The 21874-nt window shown below is 39.2% G+C and carries 23 protein-coding genes; 5 read left to right on the top strand and 18 right to left on the bottom strand.

From position 1 onward, the window contains the following. The first annotated feature begins 90 nt into the window (after nucleotides 1-90). Nucleotides 91-1419 (top strand): hypothetical protein, encoded by a 1329-nt coding sequence (locus DS737_RS04620; protein WP_113996916.1) that lies wholly within the window; start codon nucleotides 91-93, stop codon nucleotides 1417-1419. A gap of 82 nt (nucleotides 1420-1501) precedes the next feature. On the opposite strand, the gene DS737_RS04615 is transcribed toward DS737_RS04620, so the two are convergent. Together DS737_RS04615 and DS737_RS04610 are read right to left on the bottom strand one after the other, a co-directional pair. Beyond that, entirely contained in the window at nucleotides 1502-1885 is a 384-nt protein-coding gene (locus DS737_RS04615; RefSeq protein ID WP_113996915.1) for an endonuclease domain-containing protein, read from the bottom strand. A 147-nt stretch (nucleotides 1886-2032) separates the two neighbouring features. Further along, a complete protein-coding gene (locus tag DS737_RS04610; RefSeq protein ID WP_113996914.1) occupies nucleotides 2033-3253 on the bottom strand; it encodes an MFS transporter in 1221 nt (406 codons plus the stop codon). A gap of 106 nt (nucleotides 3254-3359) precedes the next feature. Between DS737_RS04610 and DS737_RS04605 the strand changes: the two genes are divergently transcribed. Next, the gene (locus DS737_RS04605) at nucleotides 3360-4142 is read left to right on the top strand and encodes an AraC family transcriptional regulator (RefSeq protein WP_113996913.1); all 783 of its coding nucleotides are present in this window, start codon (nucleotides 3360-3362) and stop codon (nucleotides 4140-4142) included. Between the two features lie 6 nt (nucleotides 4143-4148). Here the strand turns inward: DS737_RS04605 and DS737_RS04600 are convergent, their stop codons facing one another. The 4 genes from DS737_RS04600 to DS737_RS04585 form a co-directional block, all read right to left on the bottom strand. Continuing rightward, on the bottom strand, nucleotides 4149-5432 hold the full coding sequence (locus tag DS737_RS04600) for a glutaminase (protein ID WP_113996912.1): 1284 nt from the start codon (nucleotides 5430-5432) through the stop codon (nucleotides 4149-4151). 184 nt (nucleotides 5433-5616) lie between these two features. Further along, nucleotides 5617-6099, bottom strand: a complete 483-nt coding sequence (gene def / locus DS737_RS04595; protein WP_113997956.1) for a peptide deformylase — start codon at nucleotides 6097-6099, stop codon at nucleotides 5617-5619. A gap of 131 nt (nucleotides 6100-6230) precedes the next feature. Continuing rightward, nucleotides 6231-6722: a DUF2505 domain-containing protein gene (locus DS737_RS04590; protein WP_004640207.1), complete on the bottom strand. Its 492-nt coding sequence runs from the start codon at nucleotides 6720-6722 to the stop codon at nucleotides 6231-6233. Nucleotides 6723-6830: 108 nt separating this feature from the next. Continuing rightward, nucleotides 6831-7121 (bottom strand): hypothetical protein, encoded by a 291-nt coding sequence (locus DS737_RS04585; RefSeq protein ID WP_113996911.1) that lies wholly within the window; start codon nucleotides 7119-7121, stop codon nucleotides 6831-6833. 89 nt (nucleotides 7122-7210) lie between these two features. Here DS737_RS04585 and DS737_RS04580 point away from each other — a divergent pair, with 89 nt between their 5' ends. After that, nucleotides 7211-7651, top strand: a complete 441-nt coding sequence (locus DS737_RS04580) for a universal stress protein (RefSeq protein WP_113996910.1) — start codon at nucleotides 7211-7213, stop codon at nucleotides 7649-7651. A gap of 53 nt (nucleotides 7652-7704) precedes the next feature. Here DS737_RS04580 and DS737_RS04575 read toward each other — a convergent pair whose 3' ends face one another. The 3 genes from DS737_RS04575 to DS737_RS04565 form a co-directional block, all read right to left on the bottom strand. Then, nucleotides 7705-8868: an alanine racemase gene (locus DS737_RS04575; RefSeq protein WP_113996909.1), complete on the bottom strand. Its 1164-nt coding sequence runs from the start codon at nucleotides 8866-8868 to the stop codon at nucleotides 7705-7707. Nucleotides 8869-8983: 115 nt separating this feature from the next. Next, nucleotides 8984-10216, bottom strand: coding sequence for a D-arabinono-1,4-lactone oxidase (locus tag DS737_RS04570; RefSeq protein ID WP_265735952.1), 1233 nt, complete (start codon nucleotides 10214-10216; stop codon nucleotides 8984-8986). A gap of 50 nt (nucleotides 10217-10266) precedes the next feature. Then, a complete protein-coding gene (locus DS737_RS04565; protein WP_113996907.1) occupies nucleotides 10267-12012 on the bottom strand; it encodes a neutral/alkaline non-lysosomal ceramidase N-terminal domain-containing protein in 1746 nt (581 codons plus the stop codon). Nucleotides 12013-12075: 63 nt separating this feature from the next. Between DS737_RS04565 and DS737_RS04560 the strand changes: the two genes are divergently transcribed. Continuing rightward, on the top strand, nucleotides 12076-13173 hold the full coding sequence (locus DS737_RS04560) for an AraC family transcriptional regulator (RefSeq protein ID WP_113996906.1): 1098 nt from the start codon (nucleotides 12076-12078) through the stop codon (nucleotides 13171-13173). Between the two features lie 287 nt (nucleotides 13174-13460). Here DS737_RS04560 and tauD read toward each other — a convergent pair whose 3' ends face one another. From tauD to tauA, 4 genes are read right to left on the bottom strand one after another with little or no spacing between them, the layout of a single operon-like run. Next, complete coding sequence (gene tauD / locus DS737_RS04555; RefSeq protein WP_005089554.1) at nucleotides 13461-14306, bottom strand: taurine dioxygenase; 846 nt, start codon at nucleotides 14304-14306, stop codon at nucleotides 13461-13463. 30 nt (nucleotides 14307-14336) lie between these two features. Then, nucleotides 14337-15218: a taurine ABC transporter permease TauC gene (gene tauC, locus DS737_RS04550; RefSeq protein ID WP_113996905.1), complete on the bottom strand. Its 882-nt coding sequence runs from the start codon at nucleotides 15216-15218 to the stop codon at nucleotides 14337-14339. After that, nucleotides 15215-16006, bottom strand: coding sequence for a taurine ABC transporter ATP-binding protein (locus DS737_RS04545; protein ID WP_113996904.1), 792 nt, complete (start codon nucleotides 16004-16006; stop codon nucleotides 15215-15217). Before DS737_RS04545 ends, tauC begins: the two co-directional genes overlap by 4 nt. A 9-nt stretch (nucleotides 16007-16015) precedes the next feature. Then, nucleotides 16016-17056, bottom strand: a complete 1041-nt coding sequence (tauA, locus tag DS737_RS04540) for a taurine ABC transporter substrate-binding protein (protein WP_171287576.1) — start codon at nucleotides 17054-17056, stop codon at nucleotides 16016-16018. A gap of 225 nt (nucleotides 17057-17281) precedes the next feature. Here tauA and chrA point away from each other — a divergent pair, with 225 nt between their 5' ends. Then, nucleotides 17282-18616: a chromate efflux transporter gene (gene chrA / locus DS737_RS04535; RefSeq protein WP_113996902.1), complete on the top strand. Its 1335-nt coding sequence runs from the start codon at nucleotides 17282-17284 to the stop codon at nucleotides 18614-18616. A 12-nt stretch (nucleotides 18617-18628) separates the two neighbouring features. On the opposite strand, the gene DS737_RS04530 is transcribed toward chrA, so the two are convergent. The 5 genes from DS737_RS04530 to DS737_RS04510 all read right to left on the bottom strand — a co-directional run bounded on the left by DS737_RS04530 (nucleotide 18629) and on the right by DS737_RS04510 (nucleotide 21847). After that, nucleotides 18629-19246: an ATP-binding cassette domain-containing protein gene (locus tag DS737_RS04530; RefSeq protein WP_113996901.1), complete on the bottom strand. Its 618-nt coding sequence runs from the start codon at nucleotides 19244-19246 to the stop codon at nucleotides 18629-18631. After that, nucleotides 19243-19938 (bottom strand): molybdate ABC transporter permease subunit, encoded by a 696-nt coding sequence (gene modB / locus DS737_RS04525; RefSeq protein WP_004640234.1) that lies wholly within the window; start codon nucleotides 19936-19938, stop codon nucleotides 19243-19245. Before modB ends, DS737_RS04530 begins: the two co-directional genes overlap by 4 nt. Further along, entirely contained in the window at nucleotides 19935-20705 is a 771-nt protein-coding gene (modA, locus tag DS737_RS04520; RefSeq protein ID WP_113996900.1) for a molybdate ABC transporter substrate-binding protein, read from the bottom strand. The genes modB and modA overlap by 4 nt, the downstream gene beginning before the upstream one ends. 120 nt (nucleotides 20706-20825) lie before the next feature. Next, nucleotides 20826-21089, bottom strand: coding sequence for a PAAR domain-containing protein (locus tag DS737_RS04515; protein WP_113996899.1), 264 nt, complete (start codon nucleotides 21087-21089; stop codon nucleotides 20826-20828). A 29-nt stretch (nucleotides 21090-21118) separates the two neighbouring features. Beyond that, nucleotides 21119-21847, bottom strand: coding sequence for an OmpA family protein (locus DS737_RS04510; protein ID WP_406741480.1), 729 nt, complete (start codon nucleotides 21845-21847; stop codon nucleotides 21119-21121). Nucleotides 21848-21874 lie beyond the last annotated feature (27 nt).

Genomic DNA, 21874 nt, shown 5'->3' with positions numbered 1-21874 from the left:
TCCTCCCTTTGAAAAGGGAGGTTGGGAGGGATTATAAAGTCGAGTAAATTAAACTATACTAAATCATTAAAATTAAAGTGCTTTTCAAATATGGATCAACTAAATACGAGGGAAATAGCTTCAATTGTATGGATGATAATTTTTTTCGTAGTTATCGTTTTCTACTCTTTAAAAAACCTCCATCTTAGATCATCTCTTATTGCTATCATTAAAAGTTTTTTCCATATAAAAATAATTACGTCCATTTTATTCATTACTTCATATCTAACGCCGATTTTATGGCTTCTCTATCAACTTCAGATTTGGGATTTTAGCCAACTTAAAAATACATTTTTCTGGTATATAACATTTGCAATAGGTACTTTGTTTAACATAAACACTATTAAGGAGAATTCGCAAAATTTCTTTATCGGAACTATAAAATCATCAATAAACTTAAGCATATTTCTTCAGTTTATTATTAATTTTCATACCTTTAATCTACTTATAGAACTAATAATTATTTTCCCAATTATTACTATTTTAACGGTATTCAGTACAGTTGCTCAACACAATCCTGAACATCTTAAAGTTAAAAAACTTTGCGACTCCATACTAATAATTATTTTTTTCCTATTTTTTACCCATTTTTTAATTCAAATTTTTAGAGATCTCTCAAAGTTTGCAAATTATCAAACATTACAAGATTTTTTAACACCGATCTTTTTAACAATACTATATTTACCTTTCCTTTGGTTTTTTCTCTTATATATAAAATATGAGGAAATATTCGTACGACTTCATTTTTTTATTGATAATAAAAAACTAATCTCTCTTACCAAATTTTTAGTCATTATTAATTTTCGAACTCAAAAAGATTTAATCGATGAATGGTTTCATCACATCAAAATACATAAGATTGGAAATTATCAACAGCTTATAAAGTCATTTTCCCTCATAAAACAAAGAAATATGAAAAGAAAACATTTAATTGAAATTCCATTAAAAAAGGGTTGGAGTGTACACAAGGCTGAAAATTATCTGACTGATTTTAATATAAAAATTAAGTATACCGATATTGGTGATGATATTTGGTTTGGATCAAAAATTCTCAAATTAGAGAATGATTTCAATCCATCTACTTTAACCTACTATATTCAGGGCAATGAAGATGTTGTAGATCAATTGAAAATTAAACTATTTCTATATGAACTTGATCTTCTTCCACAGTACCTAAGTATCTACACTGAAGCTATAAACTGCTTACTTTGGAATGCTCTTAATGTTGGTTTAAACCAAGATCAGATTGATAATATTTATAGCTTGGAAAAATTTTTAGACACTTTACATGATAAACAAATTGAATTTCAGTATGAAACATTTACTCACTCTCTCCCACACACATGCGAATTATCATTTTGTATAAAAAATCCCTCCTAACCTCCCTTTAAAAAAGGGAGGAACTCCGCGAAACAATACCACCATCAAATTCACGGAAAGTCCCCCTTTCTCAAAGGGGGATTTAGGGGGATTCTAATTTGATAAGTTCTAACCTTTGCTCAATAACACAATAAATCCTCTCCACCACAGCATCAATTTCAGTCAAAATCTGATGATTACTAAATCTTAAAGTGATAAGACCTAACTCACTTAAAGTTTGATCTCGATTCTGATCAGCCTCCAATCCTTCTTTTGTATAGTGCTGCCCACCATCACATTCAATAACTAAATTTGCTTTGGGGCAATAAAAATCCACAATAAAATTTAGAATTGGCTTCTGTCTATAGAACTGCAATCCTAAAATCTGTTTACGTCTTATTCTGTTCCATAGCAGTTGCTCAGCATCTGTCATATTGTTTCGTAAATCACGAGATGGCTGTTTTAAATTTTTGTTATAGGGTTGCATCAATTTACCATTTTTTAAAATTATTAATTTGTCGAAAATTATTTTAATTTACAAAGTTTAACGCACTTTTAGTTGAGCTCATTCAAAATATCTCAAATAAAAAAATCTCTCAATCCTTTAGAACTGAGAGACTTAAATGTAAACCAACTATTTAGCTTTTGTATTTGGCAAAAAGACCGTTGCGAAGCCAAGCAGTGGTAAAAGAGAACATAGACCAAATACCCATTCGATTCCGTTCACATCAGCCAAATGCCCAAGCCCCGCTGCTGCAATACCACTGACACCGAACATTAGACCAAACATTAAACCTGAGATCATACCCACACGCCCCGGAACAGCTTCCTGAGCATAAACTACCATTGCAGCAAAAGCAGATGACAATACTAAACCTGTGATCACTGACAAAACAGTTGTCCAAAACAAGTTGGCATACGGCATCATCAAAGCAAACGGCGCCATCCCCACAAAAGACACCCAAATCACCGCTTTACGACCAATTCGATCACCAATCGGTCCACCTGCAAAAGTACCCAAAGCGACCGCAGCCAAAAACACAAATAAATGTAATTGAGCCGTTTGAAGACTAATATGAAACTTATGAATCAAATAAAAAGTAAAATAGTTACTAATGCTTGCGATATAAGTAAATTTGGCGAACATCAACACACTAATCGTAGTTAGAGCAATGATTAATTGGCGACCATGCAACTTGGTTTGTGCTTGATTGACCTTTGCAGCAAATGAGTTTTTTGCATGGCTAATCGTCCAACGACTTACTCCAAACAAAACCCAAATCGCTAATAGTGAAAATACCACCAACCATGCAACAGCATGTTGCCCAAAAGGCACAATAATTAATGCAGCCAATAATGGTCCAATTGCTGTACCTGTATTTCCCCCAACCTGAAAGGTCGATTGAGCTGTACCCAAACGCCCACCCGATGCCATTCTCGCCACACGCGAAGCTTCAGGATGAAAGGTTGCAGAACCTACGCCGATAAGTGCAGATGCAAGCAACAATACGGTAAAACTTGGAGAAAACGCGAGTATTAAAATACCGCACAATGTCACCATCATTCCTAATGGTAATAGATAAGGTTTTGGATGTTTATCAGTATACAGTCCAATCCAAGGCTGAAGCAGCGAACCCGTAATCTGATACACAAAGGAAATCAGCCCGACTTGAGCAAAACTGAGTGAAAAGTTTGCTTTAAGCATGGGATAGATGGCTGGCAGGACTGCTTGAATCAAATCATTCAGCAAATGAGCAAAAGCGACTGCACCTACAACCTTCATAATCATACCTTGCGGCTGATCATTTGCTACGGTATCAGCAATGCCATCTTTCAACTGTATTGAAGACGTCATATCTGAAAAACTCCAATATTTTTAGATAAGGTGCTTATTGTAAATTGTCGCTTATAACGTTATCTTCCAATAATCATCGTATAAATGACAAAATTTAGAGTGATGTATGCATGATTCTCTTATTCAGTCCGATCAATCTGAATTGGTGATTGGACTGTCCTCAGAACATACCTATCGGGAGCTTACACCTACACATACCCATAGCAGAGCACAGTTTTTATATGCTTCGATGGGAAACATCCAAGTTTTCACACCTAATAATGTCTGGTTAGTTCCTCCAATGTGTGCATTATGGATTCCTGCAAATGTTGAACATAGTGTCATTTCACTGAGTCACGTCAAGCTAAATACCGCCCTCGTTGAAGTGAGTGCCGCAACATTAATGGGCAAAGAATGTTTTATTATTCGAGTCAGTAATTTGCTACATGAGTTATTGATTCGGCTCAATCAAATTACACAAATCGACCCTCCCAATATTGTTTCTTCTCAAGAAATTTCAGAGGCTTTGCAAATTTTAATTTTTGAAGAAATTCATCGAGCCAATTTATTAAGCATTCAAATTCCTTGGCCCAAAGACAAACGATTATTAAAAATCTGTCAACAGCTACTACATTCTCCAAATCACTCAAAAGATTTAACTGATTGGGCAGATGATATTGGTACAAGTTCAAGAACCTTAATGCGGATGTTTCAAAAAGAAACGGGGCTGTCTTATCGCGCATGGATTCAACAGATGCATATCGCTCATGCACTGAGTAAAATTTCTAATGGTGAATCGATTGCTCAAATCTCTGAAGCACTGGGTTATACCAATCCAAGTGCTTTTAGTGCAATGTTTAAACGGCATTTGGGTAAAACACCGCAGCAATTTAGGGCTGGTGAAATTTAAGTTTCCTTATTTTTCAGCATCCTTTAGTTGTGCAATTAAATCTTCAATATCTTGATAAACATGTAGTGTTCGATCCTTATGAGTTCGTGCATGATCTAAACGTTGCTCAGGATCAACCAAAAGCAAGGTATGACCATCATCAATCAAGCGATCAATACCCTCTAAAAACATACGTTTACCAACATCGTGAATAATTGAAATCTGAGTTAAGTCAATCACGATAGTGCTTTGATCCATCGGCTCAGCTTGTAGGATACGCAATAACATTTCAGCTTCAGTAAATTTCAATACACCTCGAAGTACATACACACTCAATGAAGCATCTTTTCCAGTTCGATAATGACTCTGAACAATCGTTTGTGCTGAAGGTGTACCTTCCATCAGATGCAATCCCATATCTCGTGATAGTCGCTCTAAAATATCAATACCACGAACACTATTACCATGCTCATCTAACTTTGGCGAAAATGCGGCAATACTCACTTGCCCCGGTAATACACCCAATATCCCGCCAGCCACACCACTTTTGGCAGGAATTCCAACCGTTGAAAGCCAATCACCAGCCGCATCATACATACCACAACTCATCATTACACTGAGCACTTGTCTAACCACAGAGCGATTCAATAATCGTTTTCCTGTTTTAGGATCAACACCACCATTGGCAAGTACACTCCCCATGCGTACAAGATCTTTCACCGTGACCAAAATCGAACATTGGCGAATATAACCATTCACAATATCCACAGGATCAGTTTCCAAAATCCCGACTGTTCTCAGCATATAACCAATTGAGAGATTCCGATAAGCTGTTTTCACCTCAGACTCATAAACAGCTTCATCAAAACGTAGTTCACGCCCTGCTAGCGCACTCATAAATTGACGTAAAATTTCTGCACTTTCCAAATCATCTTTAATTGGAATCAATGAATGTGTGGTGATTGCGCCTGAATTGATCATCGGATTTTTGGGACGACGATCCTTACCTAATGAAATCTCATTAAACGCTTCTCCAGAAGGTTCTACTCCAACTTTATCTAACACTGCTTCAATGCCAAGCTGTTGTAGCACATAGGCATAAGCAAAAGGTTTAGACATCGATTGAATGGTAAATTCAATATCATCATCCCCAACTGAATAGATTTCGCCATCTACCGTCGACATTGCTAAAGCCAACCGATTGGGATTTGCATTGGCTAACTCTGGAATATAATCAGCTAAATGTCCGCTGTTATCTATGTCGCACGCCTCTATTACATGCGCTAGATAATCAGGAAGTGGGGTTTGCATAATCAGTAACCTTAAAATGTATAAATTTATAATTAAGTATCATTTTTATAGTACAGAGTGTTGATAATATTAAAATTATATCTTTTGTAATGATTTTAAAATTAAGATACTAATATTGTAATTCCACAATCACTTATTCTATTTTTAGTCTCATTCAAATTTTTCAAAAACTGACTAAACAGGGCTAAGCTAATCGCTCCACAAACAACACACCATCCAAATGATCAACTTCGTGCTGAACGATACGAGCTGGAAAACCCTCAAAAGTCGTTTCAACAACTTCACCTTGTAAGGTGTAATAACGCACCTTGATAGTTTGTGCGCGCTCTACGAAACCACGTTGATCAGGAACACTTAAACATCCCTCTTCCCCCAAACAAGTCGTTTGAGAAAATTCTAAAATCTCAGGATTAACCATTACCACAGCATCCATTTCAGGCGCATCGGGATAACGAGGATTTGGACGAGATGCCACGATAATCACACGCTTGGAGATATAAACCTGTGGTGCAGCAATTCCAACACCATTACGCTCCAACATCGTCGCATGCATCGCGGAAGCCAATTGCAATAGCCACTCACTATTAAACTCCCCATCTGCAACAAATGCCGCTTTAAGTTCTAATATTTCTTCACCACGTTGCGCTACAGGCAAAACCACACTCATACCCATGACCTTATTTTGATCAAATCGTGCTTAACATAGTATTGGATATTTTCTATTGCTTCTATCATTTTCACGCTAAAAATAAAAAAACGCTCCGTATTGATGATACGAAGCGTTTTTTCTAATCTAAATTAAAGTTGTTTCTTTAATTCATCCTCTACGATTTCAATTTCTAAACTGCTAAATTTACGAATTTCGCCTTCAGCATGTTTCTCAAGCATCCCACCAATCAAAGGTACTTTAACTTTTACTGTCCAAGTTAAAGAAATATTTACTTTTTCACTGTCACCTGTGACGCTTCGTTCACCTTTTGCTTCTAAAGGTAAGTTTGCACCTAACTCAACTGTTGAAGTTAAGTTTTTCAAATGAGTAACGTCAGAACGCTTTAAACGAAATGCATTTTTTAATAATTTTTTAGCGACATCAGGAATATTTACATCAAGGTTATATTCACGGCGTAACGTGTAAATATCCCCATTAATTGCAGATTCAATAATTTCTAAGTTCTCACCTGGAATACGTTTACACACTGCTTCATGCAATGCTGTATCCGCGACTAATCTTGAAAAGTCTTCGATTGAAACACCATGAATTGTTTCATTAACCGTAAATTGATGTGCCATAATTTAAATTTCCGTTTCGTTTTATATAGGAACTCATCACTGCCCGAAGTATATCATTCTCACTCAAATCGCAAAGTCCAGCACAACAAAAAAGGGTGACTGTTCGGATTAGTTATTTTTATTGTGATTTTCTCGTGTGCTTAATTTTACAGCAATTGATGTGGTACGACTGATCGACAGGCACTGCTGACCATACTCAATCACCGCATAAAACTGTTCTGCGCCATCATCAAGACCAGTTGCTGACCATGTCGTTCCCTGCGGAAATTCATCTAACCAAATTGCATTATAAAAGTCTGAAACAGTATCAAAAGCCAAATATGTTTCTGGATCCGCCACTATTTTGGCAGCTATCTGATCAAATTTTTGCTGTTTATAATTTTCTAAGCTGATTAACACAAACCTTCCTATTTTTATTTGCTTGAGATATCTGAAATATGTTATCAACATAGTAATGACGACAACGATAAATTATAAGGAGTAAATACATGTCTTACCAAAATATTCTAGTTCCTGTCGATGATTCTCCAATTTCTTATGCTGCTGTTGAGCACGCACGTTCCTTAGCAAAATTATCTGGAGCAAAAGTGACTGTGCTGAGTGTGGTTGCTGTCGATCCTTTTGTCGGTGTTGATTTTTATCAAGTTGCACCTGCGATTACAGATCATTTTATGCAAGCAGAAGCACATGCCAAAAATCAATTACAAGAAATTGCTCAGTCTTTTGCTGAAAATGGTATCGATGTCACAACCAAAATTCATCATGGTATTGCAACAGACGGTATCCTTTTCGTTGCTGATGAAATCGGTGCAGATTTGATCGTTATGGGTTCAAGAGGACGTACAGGGGTAAAACGTTTATTGCTTGGTAGTGTTGCGCGTACAGTTCTGACCGAATCACATATTCCTGTTCTTATCGTCAAGCAATAATCAGCCAATTGAATAAAACCTTGTGCATGCCGTACAAGGTTTTTTATTGCACTTTATTCTCGAAAAGTTTGCCATGACTGAAACCTATTTTGCTGATATAGCATTAAGTTTGAAAATTGAGGAATGATTGCCTCACTTTGGGTCGGTCTCAAAAACACAAAATCATCCACTTGCGTATCACAATTCTTGGGTACATTGATCAACTCCTGATTACTGCTTCGTCCATACAAAACATGAGTATGTGCTTGATCAGGGTAAACATAATTTGCCATCCAATACCCCCCATAAATAAATAGAGCCTTGCATTTATGCGGTAATTTATCCAACACAGCCATAGATGGAAGCTGGGTAAAAGGCAAAACTTTTAACACAGGTGCCGCAATCCATACAGCAGGTTGTAACGCTTGTAGAAAGTCATGATCAAAGTCACTTGGTTTTAAAAGCATTGAACCAAAGGATAAGTCATTGCAGATACTTGCTGTGGTATGAAAGCTAAAAGTTGGGCTGCCACCACCATTAAAGCAAAGCTCATCATGCCACAGTGCTGGAAACTGTTTTTGAATAAGCTGTTGATAATTTGCATAAGTCTGTTGTGAACTTTGATAAGCCAACTCAGGTTTCTTAATAATTGCAGGGACTTTGGTGATATGTGCATCATAGCCCATCAAGCCAGACAGTTTTAAATATTGCGGATATTGCTGAATCAACGCCAAAATTTCTGTGAATTGCTGTGTGGTCTGTACTCCGCCTCGGTGTAAACCAACATCAATTTCAATATTTATATCTAAACAAATAGAATATTTTTTGGCGATTTCAAGATATTGCTGTAGACGTACTTTGGTATCAATCAGCCACTGAATTTTCGCTGTTGACCACTCCATATATTGTTCGAAAAATTGATGGACGACTTGGGCTGGCATTGGTTTACCTAACAAAATATCCGCGTCAGCAAAATTCTCTAAAATCGAAATGATATGTGGCTGATGGAACACCATAAAACGCTGGGTATCGATCTGTGCAGATAACAACTTGAGTAAATCTAAACTTGCTAAAGATTTCACCACTAAGCGTGCTTTTAAATGCTGGGCATGCGCAAGGCGAATCTGAACATGCTGGATATTTTGTTTTAAGGCAGCTTCATCGACAATCAGTTGCGGGGTCGCAATCCCCTGTTTCTTTAGATCTGAATTAAGTTGTTTAAAATAATGATCCAACATGTCTTTCCATCCTTTTATCTAATTGGGGATATGCTGACCCTACGAAGTCCTTTATCAAACAATTGCAGATGTCGTTTTCGAGTATCAAAATAATGAGAAGGGTTTGATATCAAAACTAACCTAAAAATAACTTTTCCAGATAGGGATTTAAAAATTTGACCTCTGGATCAAGCTGCTGACGCAAAGCCATAAAATCATCCCACTTTGGATATAAATCACGAAGCTGCATGCAGCTCATACTGTGCATTTTCCCCCAGTGCGGACGCCCCTGATATTTCTGTAAGATTGGCTCAACCACATCAAAAATCAATTGTGGATCTTGTTTATGATATTGATGCACCGAGATCGAAACAGAGTCTTGCTGATAAAAAGGACTGAGCCAAATATCATCCCCCTTTACAAAGCGAAATTCGAGCGGAAAAAAGGTTGCTACTTTATGCATACGTAAAGCATGTAATACTTCATCTAAACAAGCAACGCCTTCACCAGCAGGAATCTGATATTCCATTTCATTGAACTTGGTATTGCGTGGCGTTGGAAATATTTTGCTCGACCAATCCACATAAGTCGTCGGTTTAACAAAGACGCCTAATAGCTTCTGCAAATAAGGGTTCAGTGAAGGAAAGGTTTTGGTCAGTTCTGAACATAAGGTCAGTAAAGTATCATCTGAGGGAAAGTTCTCTTTACGAGCTAAAATCTCGTCGCTCGTTTCATTCAAGGTTTTTAGCATTAACTGTTTGCCATAAGAAAAGACAAAACACTCAATATGTCGATGTTGCAGTTTCCATTGCTGAATGTTTTGCATCATATCTTCGACACGGCATAGCTCGATATGTTCTTTGAGCTTATAACGTGGACGATTCTGCATGGTGATCTGAGTCAAGATTCCCAAGCTGCCTAAAGAAACCCGTCCTGCGGCAAAGATTTCAGGATGCTCTGTACGACTGCATTTCAGGATTTCACCTGAAGCCGTCAACAACTCAAAAGCTTCAACATAAGCAGAAATACAATGCAAATCTGCGCCTGTGCCATGTGTTCCTGTAGAGACAGCACCCGCCAGACTTTGCTGATCGATATCGCCCTGATTCATCAAGGCCTGATTGATCGATTGCTGCTGTAAGTGTTGATCTAAATCATATAAACGTGTGCCTGCATAAATGCTGCTCTGACATCGATTGGTATCAGTGGATGCAATTCCTGCAATGTGATCCAAAGACAATAAAGTTGCATTCGTACAGACCAAAGGCGTAAATGAATGCCCCGCACCGACCACCCGTATTTTTTGATGTTCAGAGACAATCGACTGTAATTCTTGAATATTCGCGGGTTGGAGAATCTGCTGTGGCATTGATTTTTGCAAACCAGACCAATTTGACCAAGTGCATTGAACAGGATGATTCACACAAGCTCTCCCTGACTTACTGCCGTTTTCAAATTGCCATGATTACTGCGTTTCGCCAATTCATGTTCTGGAATTGGCGCTGGTCTTGTAATTTGATCGTAATTACGTTTATTTTTATCCAATATTAATTGTTGAGATAAGTCTTTGAATTTACTTTGACATGCAGCCAAGGTCCATTGTCCAAATAATGTATGACCGCCTTCATAAGCTTGCTGTTGGTATTCTTCATAAGTGGTTACATAGCCCATGTAATCATTACAATAAGAGGCCAACCATACTCGATCAAATGATGATGTTCCGAGCAGGTTTTGTCTCACTGTTTCAATAACACGCTGCCCTGCAATCGTCGTAAATTCTCCAGGACAACAAACAAGTGCTAAAGTTCCTAAACGAATAATTTGTAAAGGTACAATACTCGGCACCAGTGGACTTTGCTTGATCGCACCCGCCCTCACTTGTCGATTCATCTCCGCAATCAATGGATCAAGAATACTCGGTGGGAAGCCAATTGGTTGACCCAAAATCTTTTTAGTTCCAGCTTCTAGTAAAATTTGTTTGGGTCCTTGTGAAGAATAAAGCTGATGATATTCAGTAAAATCATCAGCCCTTGAATGTTTCATTTTTTGTTTTCTAAATTGATCTGCTAAGAACTGCATTCCTTTAACTATCGGTTTGGGCGCACCTAATCCATCGACAGGTGTACCTGCAAAAAATGAAGTCCCATGACAAGGCTGGCTAGTTTTTGCATCAAGCTGTCCATTTGCAAACTCAGGTGGAATCTCAATATTGCTGAGATCAACATAGGATAGTACTGCATCAATCTCCCCTGCGACTTTTTGCATATTGTTTGGGGCTGTTTGCAATGCCATCAAAGCTAACTCACTTTGATAACGTCCGTTTTGTTGCGCATATTGATATTCAGCTTCTCCTTTAAGCTGATTTCGGATCTTGAGTTGATCTTTACCGTGAAAATGTGGTGATACATCGCCTGCCGTTGCTTGTGCAAAAATCGCCACTGGATTTTGAATGCCTTGTTGAATTAAAGCTTGTTCTGAAAATGCAGCAGCATAACCTTTGTTATCACCATCATACGCATTTAATTTATTGCCAAGGCAAGTGGCATGTACACCAAACAATGAAATAAAAGACTGTAATTTATGTTCTCGATAAAAGCCGATGAATTGCATTTCACGGTTTAATGCTAAATGGGTTTCAGCTTCGGTGTGTGATCTCACCTCAGGATTTCGGTTATAGGCTTGAATCGAACGATTCCATGCTACAGGCGTGTCCTCCGTAAAAGCTTGCGTTGTAAGAAAAATATCTGTTTGTTGTTCATTTTCAATTGCTGTCTGAATGCTTAAAACAATTGCGTTTAAAATCGCGATGAGATGCTCATGTACAAAACCAGGTGTTGGCATATTGTATAAAGCTTCATGCGCACAGCCCCCAGGTCCTGAGTGTGTATGCGTTGCCATTAACACCAGCTGATTCTCATTAAATTCTGAACCTAACATCCCTCTTAAACGAGCAACAGCTTTGCTACGCATCGCATGTGTAATACAGCCTAAATCTAGGCAACAAATAATCAATCGATTGTGGTGTTGATCGACAATGCTAAAGCTACGTGCATATAACGCTGTTCTTTGTTTATAGGCTCGATGTGACCATTGCCCATAACCGAACATAGCATAGCCTTTAGGCACAATTTTGATTTCCTGCTTGTTCCAACCAACCTGATACATTGGTACTTTCCTTTCAATTCTTTTTCTAATTTCGATGAAGCATGTTGAAAGTTAATCAAAATTATGCGATACCCAAAAGGGTCAAATAAACGATACTTTGGGGGGCAAAACGGACAAATGCCTACAGCAATAACGCATTCGATCTGCTTACAAAGATTTGTACCTCCGACTATTCTAGCCAGCCTAATCCATTATGCTGAACAGAAAAAATGGAACTATAAACAATGGTTTGAAGCTTCAGGATTGGATTTCATACAAATTCAGCAAACAAATCATTTGATTCACTTTGACCAACTGTGCAATGTCGTGCGTCAAGCGATCTCAACCTATCAACAACCCTGTCTTGGTTTAAAACTAGGAAGAAGTGAAGGTCTGATTTCAATGGGAATTTTGGGTTTTGCGATGCAATCCTGTAAGACTGTCGCAGAGGCTTTGGAGATTGCGCTTCGCTATCATCGTATTTCAGGAAGCGTATTAAATTTAGCATTTAGGATTCAAGGTGAAATCTGTGAACTCGAAGTGACAACACCCAACCCAGAGTCCGATCTCAAAGCCTTTTTCTTTGATGAATTGTTTAGTAGTACCATCGCCTGCTTAAATGCAATGTTAGGCGATCATGATGATGTGATGAGCCTCGAACTTAGCTATTTACCAACTGACAACCAACAAGAATATCGCAATATCTTTGGCTGCTCGGTTCAATTTAATAGCGATAAAAACATCATGCGTTTTAAAACAAGTATGTTGCAGCGACGCTTAAAAAACTACAGTCCAGCCAACTATGCAACTGCAATACAAATCTGTGAACAGGCATCAATACAAATTGATCTATTTAATCAAAGTAACTTTGTCGATTTACTGGATCATTTGATTGAACAACATTTACCTGAGCGTTTTGAGATGCAACAAGCCGCACAGCAATTACACATCAGCGAACGCCACTTAAGACGGCAATTATTATTAGAAGGCTGGAGTTTTCAGAAAATTCGGCAAACTGTATTAGAGCGTAAAGCCAAACAACTACTTGAACAGAACCTATCCATGAGTGAGATCAGCCTACAACTTGGTTTTAGTGAATTACGGGAATTCCGACGGGCCTTTAAACGCTGGACTGGACAAGCGCCTTCGGTTTATAAACAGACCTATGAAATCAGCCACTAAAGGCCGTTTAAATATTGAATTAATTTATTAAAGGATAGGCTTTTACAGAGTCTTGCCGTGTTCTCATCCCATTTCAGGATCAGCCTGCGGCTCGCCCTACTTTTCTTTCGGGAAAAGTAGGCAAAACCACTTTCATCCGCAAAACTCGTTGACTACCCGCAACTAATTTAATGCATCGCAGAAACATCACTTTATTAATGTAGTCCTGCCTCAGACAGTTGCGGATGACTTTCCGAGTATCATATTCCATCAAGTATTCCCCCATTTCATAGGGATTAAATCTAAACTCAGCTTGCCGCCTGATAAAACGGCGCATCACCGTTAATCGTGGCACGGTGCATAATCCGATGCGCATCACCATAATCAAATAAAGCCTTATGCTGTGTGCAACGGTTATCCCAAATCGCCACATCACCCTCTTGCCACTGCCAACGTAAATGAAACTGCTCATGAGTCGCGTGGGCGAATAGATATTGCAATAACTCAGCACTTTCTGATTCTTCTAGCTCATTAATACGCGTGGTAAAACCTTCACTCACGAACAAAATTGGCTGACCCGTGACAGGATGCGTTCTGACTACAGGATGCACGACAGGCGGATTACGTTTAAAGGTTTCTTCCAGTTTTTTACGCTCCACATCATTGTGCGCAAAACGTTCAATTGGGAAAGACTGACGAATATCATGCGTTGCAGTTAAGCCTTTTAATTTCTCTTGTAACGCTTGATCCAACCCAGCAAATGCAGCTACTCCACTCGACCACAGCGTATCGCCACCTACAGGTGGAATCTTGATGGCTTGTAAGACACACCCTAATGGCGGATTTTTACTGAAAGTCACATCAGTATGCCAAAGTTCATTGTCACGTAAATCTTGCTTCCAACTGTCCAGTACAATAATTTCAGGCACATTTTCTACTGTCGGGAATATAGGGTGAATATGTAAAGAACCAAATCCACGAGCAAGTTCAGCTTGAGCCTGAGGTGCAAGCTGCTGATTGCGGAAGAAAATTACATGATGATCCAGCAAAGCCTGTTGAATTTGTTGTGTGGTATTTTCATCAACCGTATTTAAATCAACATCGTGAATAATCGCACCAATGCTTGATTTAATAATTTCAATATTTAAAGTCATTTCTAACGCTCTATTCTCTACAATTTGCACTTATAACTGTTGACCATACCAAGGAGAAAGTTGCTTCTGTAGCCAACGCAAAAACAATTCAAAACTCACTGCAACGATCGCAATCACAATAATGCCAAGAACCACTGTATCGGTAATCAGGAACTGTGCCGCAGACTGCACCATAAACCCAATCCCACGATCTGCTGCCACCAATTCCGAAGCCACTAGGGTCGACCACCCCACACCTAAGCCAATACGGATACCCGTTAAGATATGTGGTAAGGCTGTCGGCAGAATCACATGCCAAAACACTTGCGATTGGCTTGCACCTAAAGATAAGGCAGCACGCTCACGATTGAGCTGATGACTGATTACGCCATGAGTGCTACTGATAATGACTGGTGCAAGGATCGAAAAGAAAATCAAAAGTACTTTGGTTGTTTCACCAATCCCGAACCAGATCACCAATAATGGCAAATAAGCCAAAGGTGGGATCGGACGCAATAACTCAACCAAAGGATCAAGCACGGCGCGCACCCATTTGTTCAAGCCCATCCACAAACCTAAAGGCACACCAATCGCAATTGCAGCAACTAAAGCCAATAAGACACGAGAAATACTCGCGGCTAAATGTTGCCATAAAGTCGCTTTCATAAAGCCTTGTTGACTGACTTCGAGAAACTTTTGCCATACTGCTTGTGGACTTGGTAAAAACAAACTTGGAACGATTTTTAATGCCGTGATCAGATACCAGATCACCAATACACTAAGTACACTTGAAAGACTGAGTACCAAACTGCGATGATGAGCGAGAAAATCACCTATAGCATTTCGTTTTGAAGCTAATTGTTTCGGCTCAATTTGTGCAAACTCGGTCGTGTTACTTAGCTTATAGGCTGTATTTTTTGCTTGACCTGTCATACAGCCACCTCATGTCCAGCTTGTTTCTGTACACGCAAACGTTCAAACAATTGCTCACGTAATTGAATAAATTTTGGATCGGATTTAATCGTACGAATCGATTCACCCTGCTTATAGCGCTCTGCAAAATCTAGTTTTAAAGTTTCAACGATCTTTCCTGGGCGAGCTGTCATCAATACCAATTGATTGCTGAGCAATAACGCTTCTTCAATGTCATGGGTAATGAGGAAAAAAGATTTATTTTGTTCAATCCATAAATCCAATACCAACTGCTGCATGGTTTCACGGGTAAATGCATCAAGCGCAGCGAAAGGTTCATCTAATAAAATAAAGGCTGCATGGCTAATCAAAGCACGTGCAATACCGACACGTTGTTTCATACCACCTGACAGTTCCCAAATATTGGCTTGTGCAACATGGCTCAAACCCACAATTTTCAGGATGGCATCGACTTGCCTTTGAATGTCTTGTGCTTTCAAGCCTTTGAGCTGTAAAGCAAAACCAATGTTTTCAGAGACATTTAACCAAGGTAATAGCGCATGATCTTGGAACACTACCGCACGGCGAGCATCAGGTGTCGTTAGTACTTCATCATCAAGTTTGATCTGTCCTGAACTTGGTTTTTGAAAACCAGCCAAAATATTGAGCAACGTGGTTTTTCCACAACCCGACTCACCCAAAATTACCGTCAAAGTGCCCTCTTCAATTCGGAGATTAATATCTTGCAATACAGGCACGGTCTGGTTTGGAAAAGTTAAATGAAGATGCTCAGCAGCGAATACGCTCATTTCGATCTCCTAAGGCTGTAAAAACTGAGTGGTGACATTGGCTTGATAGTTAGGTTTTACTTGATCCACCTTGCCTTGGCTTTTTAAGAAAGTTGCGGTATCGAAAATATTCTTGGCAAACTCACCTGATAAGGTAGCTTGTTGCTGTTGGCGATCTAGGTAAATGTTTCCTGAAAGAAGCAACGGAATATCTTTCGCATCTGAGCCAGTCAATTGTGCAATTTTCTGGATATTGTCTGCATTTTTCTCAAATGCTTTCGGATCTTGGTTATAACTTTCAATCTGCTTTAAGCTAGTTTGTACAAAGGCTTTTAAGAACTCAGGATTTTTTTCAGCAAAGTCTTTGCGCACCACCCAAAGATCATATGTTGGTGCACCCCACTCGCCGACTTGTTTTGAATCTGTTAATACATGACCACTGGCTTTAACTTTGCTTAATGCAGGTTCCCAAACATAGGTCGCATCAATATCACCACGTTCCCAAGCAGCTGTGATCTCAGGTGGACGTAAGTTAATAATCTTGACTTGACTATCCTCAATATCCCAATGCTGTAAAGCTGACAATAAGCTGTAATGTGTGGTTGAAACGAATGGCACAGCAATGGTTTTACCAATCAAATCTTTTGGGGTTTTAATCCCAGATTTATCACTGACCACCAAAGCTTCTGAACCACCTAATTTTGCTGTCACGAGGAATACTTCAATCGGTAAATCACGACTTGCTGCGGCAGCCAAAGGACTAGAGCCAATATTGCCGATCACCACATCGCCCGAAGCCAATGCATTGACCACATCTGAACCTGCATCAAATTTACGCCACTGAATTGCCTGTCCACTGTCACGTTCATAAGCACCATTGGCCTGCGCAACCTTAGTTGGATCAACACCTGTTTGATAAGCGATCACCACTGCTTTATTGTTTTTAGACAAAACAGATGCCACATCTTTTTGATTTTGATAGACAATAAAAGCAACAATCGCCACAAGGACGATTGCTGTAACAAGGAGTGGCTTAGTATTTTTGAGGCCCATAATTAGATGATCTTTCAATAATATCCACTTATGGTATGCCTGAGTCTTTATGATTAAAAATAAGAAAAAGTGCGTTGTTTATTCTTTTATAAGATATAAATATTTAAAGAAATGAGTTTAGAGCAAGAAAATAAAATGATTTCATTATTTTGAATTATTAAATCATTACAATATATCATTAAGAAAAATCTATGCGCCTACAATAGATATTTTGGAAAATAATAGAATCCATGGAAGCTTCCTATGCACCCTACCAACGAAACTGATTCCAACACCATTCCCTTCTGGCAAGCTTTTCTATTTTGGTTAAAATTAGGATTTATCAGTTTCGGTGGACCTGCAGGTCAAATCGCATTAATGCATCAAGAACTGGTCGAACAAAAACGCTGGATTTCAGAAAAAAGATTTTTGCATGCCTTAAATTACTGCATGCTACTACCTGGCCCAGAGGCTCAACAACTTGCAACCTATATCGGTTGGCTGATGCATCGGACATGGGGTGGTTTAATTGCTGGCATCTTATTCGTCCTTCCCTCTTTATTTATACTCATTTTACTTTCTTGGGTTTATATACAGTTTGGCGACGTCCCTGTCATTGCTGGCTTATTCTACGGCATAAAACCTGCGGTCACGGCGATTGTCTTCCATGCCACTTATCGTATTGGTAGCCGTTCACTCAAAAATAAAATGTTATGGGGAATTGCTGCAGCTGCTTTTGTTGCGATCTTTTTCTTAAAGTTACCCTTCCCTTTAATTATCTTAACCGCAGCAGCACTCGGCTATCTGCTCAGTAAAAAGTATCCTAATTTTTTTGCATCAAATAATACACATCAAAGCAGTCAAACAAATCACTTAGCAGCGGTGATTGATGATCATACGCCGCCTCCAGCACATGCGATTTTTCGTTGGACGCACCTGATTAAGATTTTGATCATTGCGGGATCACTTTGGTGTGTGCCCTTAATGGCTTTGGTTATGTATTTCGGCTGGCAGCACGACTATACCCAAATGGCATGGTTCTTTACCAAAGCAGCGCTGCTTACTTTCGGTGGTGCATACGCTGTTTTGCCTTATGTTTATCAAGGTGCGATAGAGAACTATGGATGGCTCAGCCCTACACAGATGATCGATGGACTTGCTTTGGGCGAAAGCACGCCTGGTCCACTGATTATGGTGGTCGCTTTTGTCGGCTTCCTCGGTGCATTTAATGCCTCTTTGCTCGGAAGTGAACACCTATTTCTCGCTGGTGCATTCGGAGCCATCATCGTGACTTGGTTTACCTTCCTTTTCTCTTTTGTTTTTATTCTTGCAGGTGCACCTGTAATCGAATCCACCCATAACCAACTCAAATTTACCGCACCGTTAACGGCTATTACGGCTGCTGTCGTTGGTGTGATCTTAAATCTCGCCTTGTTCTTTGGTTATCATGTTCTATGGCCAAATGGATTTGATCAAGCTTTTAATTTTGAAGCAGCGCTGATGATAATAGCGGCATTAATTGCGCTGTTTAAATTCCAAATCAATGTGATTTATCTGATTTTTGCTTCAGCATTGTGTGGGCTAGCTTTATATCTATAAGTTTATATTTTGTTATAAATACCAAATTACATCAGTGAGTTGCTCTATTTCAGATTTATCATGACTGACATAGAGCATCGGTATCTTAATCTCCTGTATCACCTGCTGAAAAAAAGGAATAATTTCAGCTTTATGAGCTGCATCCAAGGCAGATAAAGGCTCATCCAATAACAACAATTTTGGCGAGTAAAGCAATGCACGACCTAATGCCACACGTTGCTTTTCCCCTCCTGAAAGTTTAATCGGCATTCGATGCAGTAAATGATCTAGTTTGAGTAATTCTACGATGTAGTCCACTTCGAATCGGCGTTGTTGTGGCTGAATATGCTTAAATCCAAACACTAAATTCTGCATCACTGTTTTATGCGGGAAAAGCTGGGCATCCTGAAAAACCAAACCTACACGACGTTGTTGGGTGCTCCAGTTAATTCGTTGAGATTGATCAAACCACAGTTGATCTTGGATTTTAATCCAACCTGTTTGCGGAGTAATCAATCCCGCAATACTGTGCAAAATAGTCGTTTTTCCCGATCCTGAAGCACCAAATAAACCAATTACAGACTGATCAGATTGGAAAGTTTGGTTTAAAACAAACTGCCCCTGTTGAACATGTAACTGACAATCGATCATATCGAATAACCACGCTTATTTTTCTGATACCGATTGAACCATTGCGCAAACCATAAAGCAAAAAATGCCACCGATAATGACAAAATAATGAGTCGCCACAGCGCAGCTTCAGTGTCAGGTTGTTGCATCAAACTATACATGGCCAATGGTAAAGTCCGGGTTTCTCCTGCAATATTCCCCACAAAGGTAATGGTTGCGCCAAACTCACCTAGACTTCGACAAAAACACAAAATGCTCCCTACCAGAATCCCACTACTTGCCAATGGCAAAGTCACCTGCATAAAAGCACCAAAAGAAGAAGCACCTAAGGTTTTGGCAGCCATTTCTAAACGCTGATCAACCAATTCGATCGCTAAACGAATTGACTGAACCAATAGTGGAAAACCCATCACCGCAGATGCGAGTACAGCCCCTTTCCAATTAAATGCAAATTCAATTCCAAAAGGTGCCAGATATTGTCCAAAAAAACCACGATTGCCAAACAACTGTAAAAGTAAATAGCCTGGTACAACAGGCGGTAATACCAAAGGTAAAAAGACCAAAGTCTCTAATAAGGACTTTCCCCAAAACTCTTTGCGAGCAAGTATCCATGCCATAATAGTTGCAGGGACTAAACTAAAGATGAGACAAGTTGCCGCCACCTTACAGGATAATTTTAAAATCTCGATTTCTTCGGGACTAAGTATCATCATGGTACAAGAACACTAAAACCATATTTTCTGAAGACCAAAGCTGCACGATCACTGCGTAGAAATTGATAGAATTTCATGGACTCAGGATTATTTTTCAGTAAACCTATTGGATAAATAATGGGAGTATGACTATTTTTTGGAAATACGCCTGCAATCTCGACATTTCGACTGATCGCCGCATCTGTTGCATAAACAATACCTGCTCGACACTCTCCACGCGCAACAAAATTAAGCGCTGCACGAACATCTTCGGTTTCCACAATATGCGGTTCAACTTTGTTCCACCAATTCAGTGATACCAAAGCCTGTTTTGCATATCGACCAACGGGCACACTTTGATTATTTCCAGTACACCATCGACCTTTGTGATTTAGCGTTGGATCGAAGTTTTTTTCCATTTTTAAAGTGAGGGGCTGATTTTTAGGGCGAATCACCACTAAACGGTTTTCAAGCAGATTCACACGATCTTGTATTTTGACCCACTTTTTATTTTGTAGATAATTCATCCACTCTTGATCTGCTAATATAAAAATATCAGCTGGCGCCCCAGCTTCAATCTGTTTAGCTAAAGTTGAAGAACCTGCATATGAATTCTTGATTTTAACTTTATTATTTTGTTGATAGTCTTGGGTTAATTCATTGATCACATCAGTCAAACTGGCAGCAGCATATACAGTCACGGTACTCTTGGCAAAAACTTGTGGAGTAAACACTCCACCACTTGCCACCACTACAGCTATACATATTGCTTTGATCTTTACCCGCATTCTTATCTTCCTCTGCTTCGATATATTTTTAAAACATACCGCCCAGTAAAGATACACCAAAAGCAAAAATTAGCCAGTTTTCTGTATTTGAATCTCCATGAAGGAGCTCTCAAAATAACACTAGCCCTTTACAGCTAAATTTTGTTTTGGCAACAGTTTACATCCACACGACAAACTATCATTCACTCTTGCCGCGGCTTTACCCATTACTAACATACAAGGGTCGCCACTTATAATCGTTGCAACAGTCTGATGCTTTGGACAAGTGGCCTTATCTCCAACACATGCAATCGCAATACCTTCGATCAAAAAACCACTGTTACCCGAGATCACCTTTCCACCACCTGTGGTTGGGCAACCTAGTACGATATAGGGTGTTGCCATAATCGCATCCCTCTTATATTGTTAAAAAATTAAAGCACTTCAAACTCGATACGACGATTTTTACGACGACCATCAGCCGTCGCATTGTCTGCAATCGGCTCACTCGAACCCTTACCTTCAGTACTCAAACGATCGGTTGCAATATTCTTCGAGACTAAATAATCCTGCACTGCGACAGCACGTTCTTTACTCAAGATCACATTTCGACTGGCATCGCCTGAACTATCTGTATGTCCAATGATTTTGACTTGTTTTCCACCCACTTTATTTAAGGCAACTGCCATTTCATCCAAAATACGTTTACCCGTCTCAGTCAGAATCGCACTACCAGACTCAAATTCAATGATACGATCTTTTAATGCATCATCAATCACTTTTTGCTCAGCTAGATTGACCGAAAGTTGAGCATTGAAACGATACGGTTGCTGAACCAAAGACTGAAAATTCGAAGCCGTCGGCTGAATTTCATTTGGATTGCTCATTTTTCCTGTAAGCTCAATCTGCGTACCGCGAACACGTAATTGCCCCTGCTTCACTTTCTTAAGGTCAGGTGTAATAACACGAGTTACAGAATCACTCCACCCATTTGGAGCAGAAACAGGACGGACCTGAATCTTGTCTACAACTTGATCTGCCCCATATACAGATTGCATCTTAACTAAGATTGCTTGTTTACTGGATTCGTTTGGAACCACACCCTCAACAACTATCGGCGCAGCCAATACCGTATGGCTCTGCACCAAACCACAACAAGCCATGATGAACGTACTTAGTAGAACTTTACG

The organism is Acinetobacter haemolyticus (assembly GCF_003323815.1).
Lineage (GTDB): Bacteria > Pseudomonadota > Gammaproteobacteria > Pseudomonadales > Moraxellaceae > Acinetobacter > Acinetobacter haemolyticus.
This window is presented reverse-complemented; position numbering and strand designations above follow the sequence as displayed.

Coding starts and splice junctions, on each gene's coding strand:
- DS737_RS04610 (WP_113996914.1), bottom strand. CDS start 3,253: ATGACGTCTTCAATACAGTTGAAAGATGGCATTGCTGATACCGTAGCA.
- DS737_RS04530 (WP_113996901.1), bottom strand. CDS start 19,246: ATGATCGATTGTCAGTTACATGTTCAACAGGGGCAGTTTGTTTTAAAC.
- modA (WP_113996900.1), bottom strand. CDS start 20,705: ATGCGGGTAAAGATCAAAGCAATATGTATAGCTGTAGTGGTGGCAAGT.
- modB (WP_004640234.1), bottom strand. CDS start 19,938: ATGATGATACTTAGTCCCGAAGAAATCGAGATTTTAAAATTATCCTGT.
- DS737_RS04560 (WP_113996906.1), top strand. CDS start 12,076: ATGCGATACCCAAAAGGGTCAAATAAACGATACTTTGGGGGGCAAAAC.
- DS737_RS04510 (WP_406741480.1), bottom strand. CDS start 21,847: ATGGCTTGTTGTGGTTTGGTGCAGAGCCATACGGTATTGGCTGCGCCG.
- chrA (WP_113996902.1), top strand. CDS start 17,282: ATGCACCCTACCAACGAAACTGATTCCAACACCATTCCCTTCTGGCAA.
- DS737_RS04600 (WP_113996912.1), bottom strand. CDS start 5,432: ATGCAAACCCCACTTCCTGATTATCTAGCGCATGTAATAGAGGCGTGC.
- def (WP_113997956.1), bottom strand. CDS start 6,099: ATGAGTGTGGTTTTGCCTGTAGCGCAACGTGGTGAAGAAATATTAGAA.
- DS737_RS04615 (WP_113996915.1), bottom strand. CDS start 1,885: ATGCAACCCTATAACAAAAATTTAAAACAGCCATCTCGTGATTTACGA.
- DS737_RS04620 (WP_113996916.1), top strand. CDS start 91: ATGGATCAACTAAATACGAGGGAAATAGCTTCAATTGTATGGATGATA.
- DS737_RS04545 (WP_113996904.1), bottom strand. CDS start 16,006: ATGAGCGTATTCGCTGCTGAGCATCTTCATTTAACTTTTCCAAACCAG.
- DS737_RS04590 (WP_004640207.1), bottom strand. CDS start 6,722: ATGGCACATCAATTTACGGTTAATGAAACAATTCATGGTGTTTCAATC.
- DS737_RS04570 (WP_265735952.1), bottom strand. CDS start 10,216: ATGCCACAGCAGATTCTCCAACCCGCGAATATTCAAGAATTACAGTCG.
- DS737_RS04575 (WP_113996909.1), bottom strand. CDS start 8,868: ATGTTGGATCATTATTTTAAACAACTTAATTCAGATCTAAAGAAACAG.
- tauD (WP_005089554.1), bottom strand. CDS start 14,306: ATGACTTTAAATATTGAAATTATTAAATCAAGCATTGGTGCGATTATT.
- tauC (WP_113996905.1), bottom strand. CDS start 15,218: ATGACAGGTCAAGCAAAAAATACAGCCTATAAGCTAAGTAACACGACC.
- DS737_RS04580 (WP_113996910.1), top strand. CDS start 7,211: ATGTCTTACCAAAATATTCTAGTTCCTGTCGATGATTCTCCAATTTCT.
- DS737_RS04515 (WP_113996899.1), bottom strand. CDS start 21,089: ATGGCAACACCCTATATCGTACTAGGTTGCCCAACCACAGGTGGTGGA.
- DS737_RS04605 (WP_113996913.1), top strand. CDS start 3,360: ATGCATGATTCTCTTATTCAGTCCGATCAATCTGAATTGGTGATTGGA.
- DS737_RS04565 (WP_113996907.1), bottom strand. CDS start 12,012: ATGTATCAGGTTGGTTGGAACAAGCAGGAAATCAAAATTGTGCCTAAA.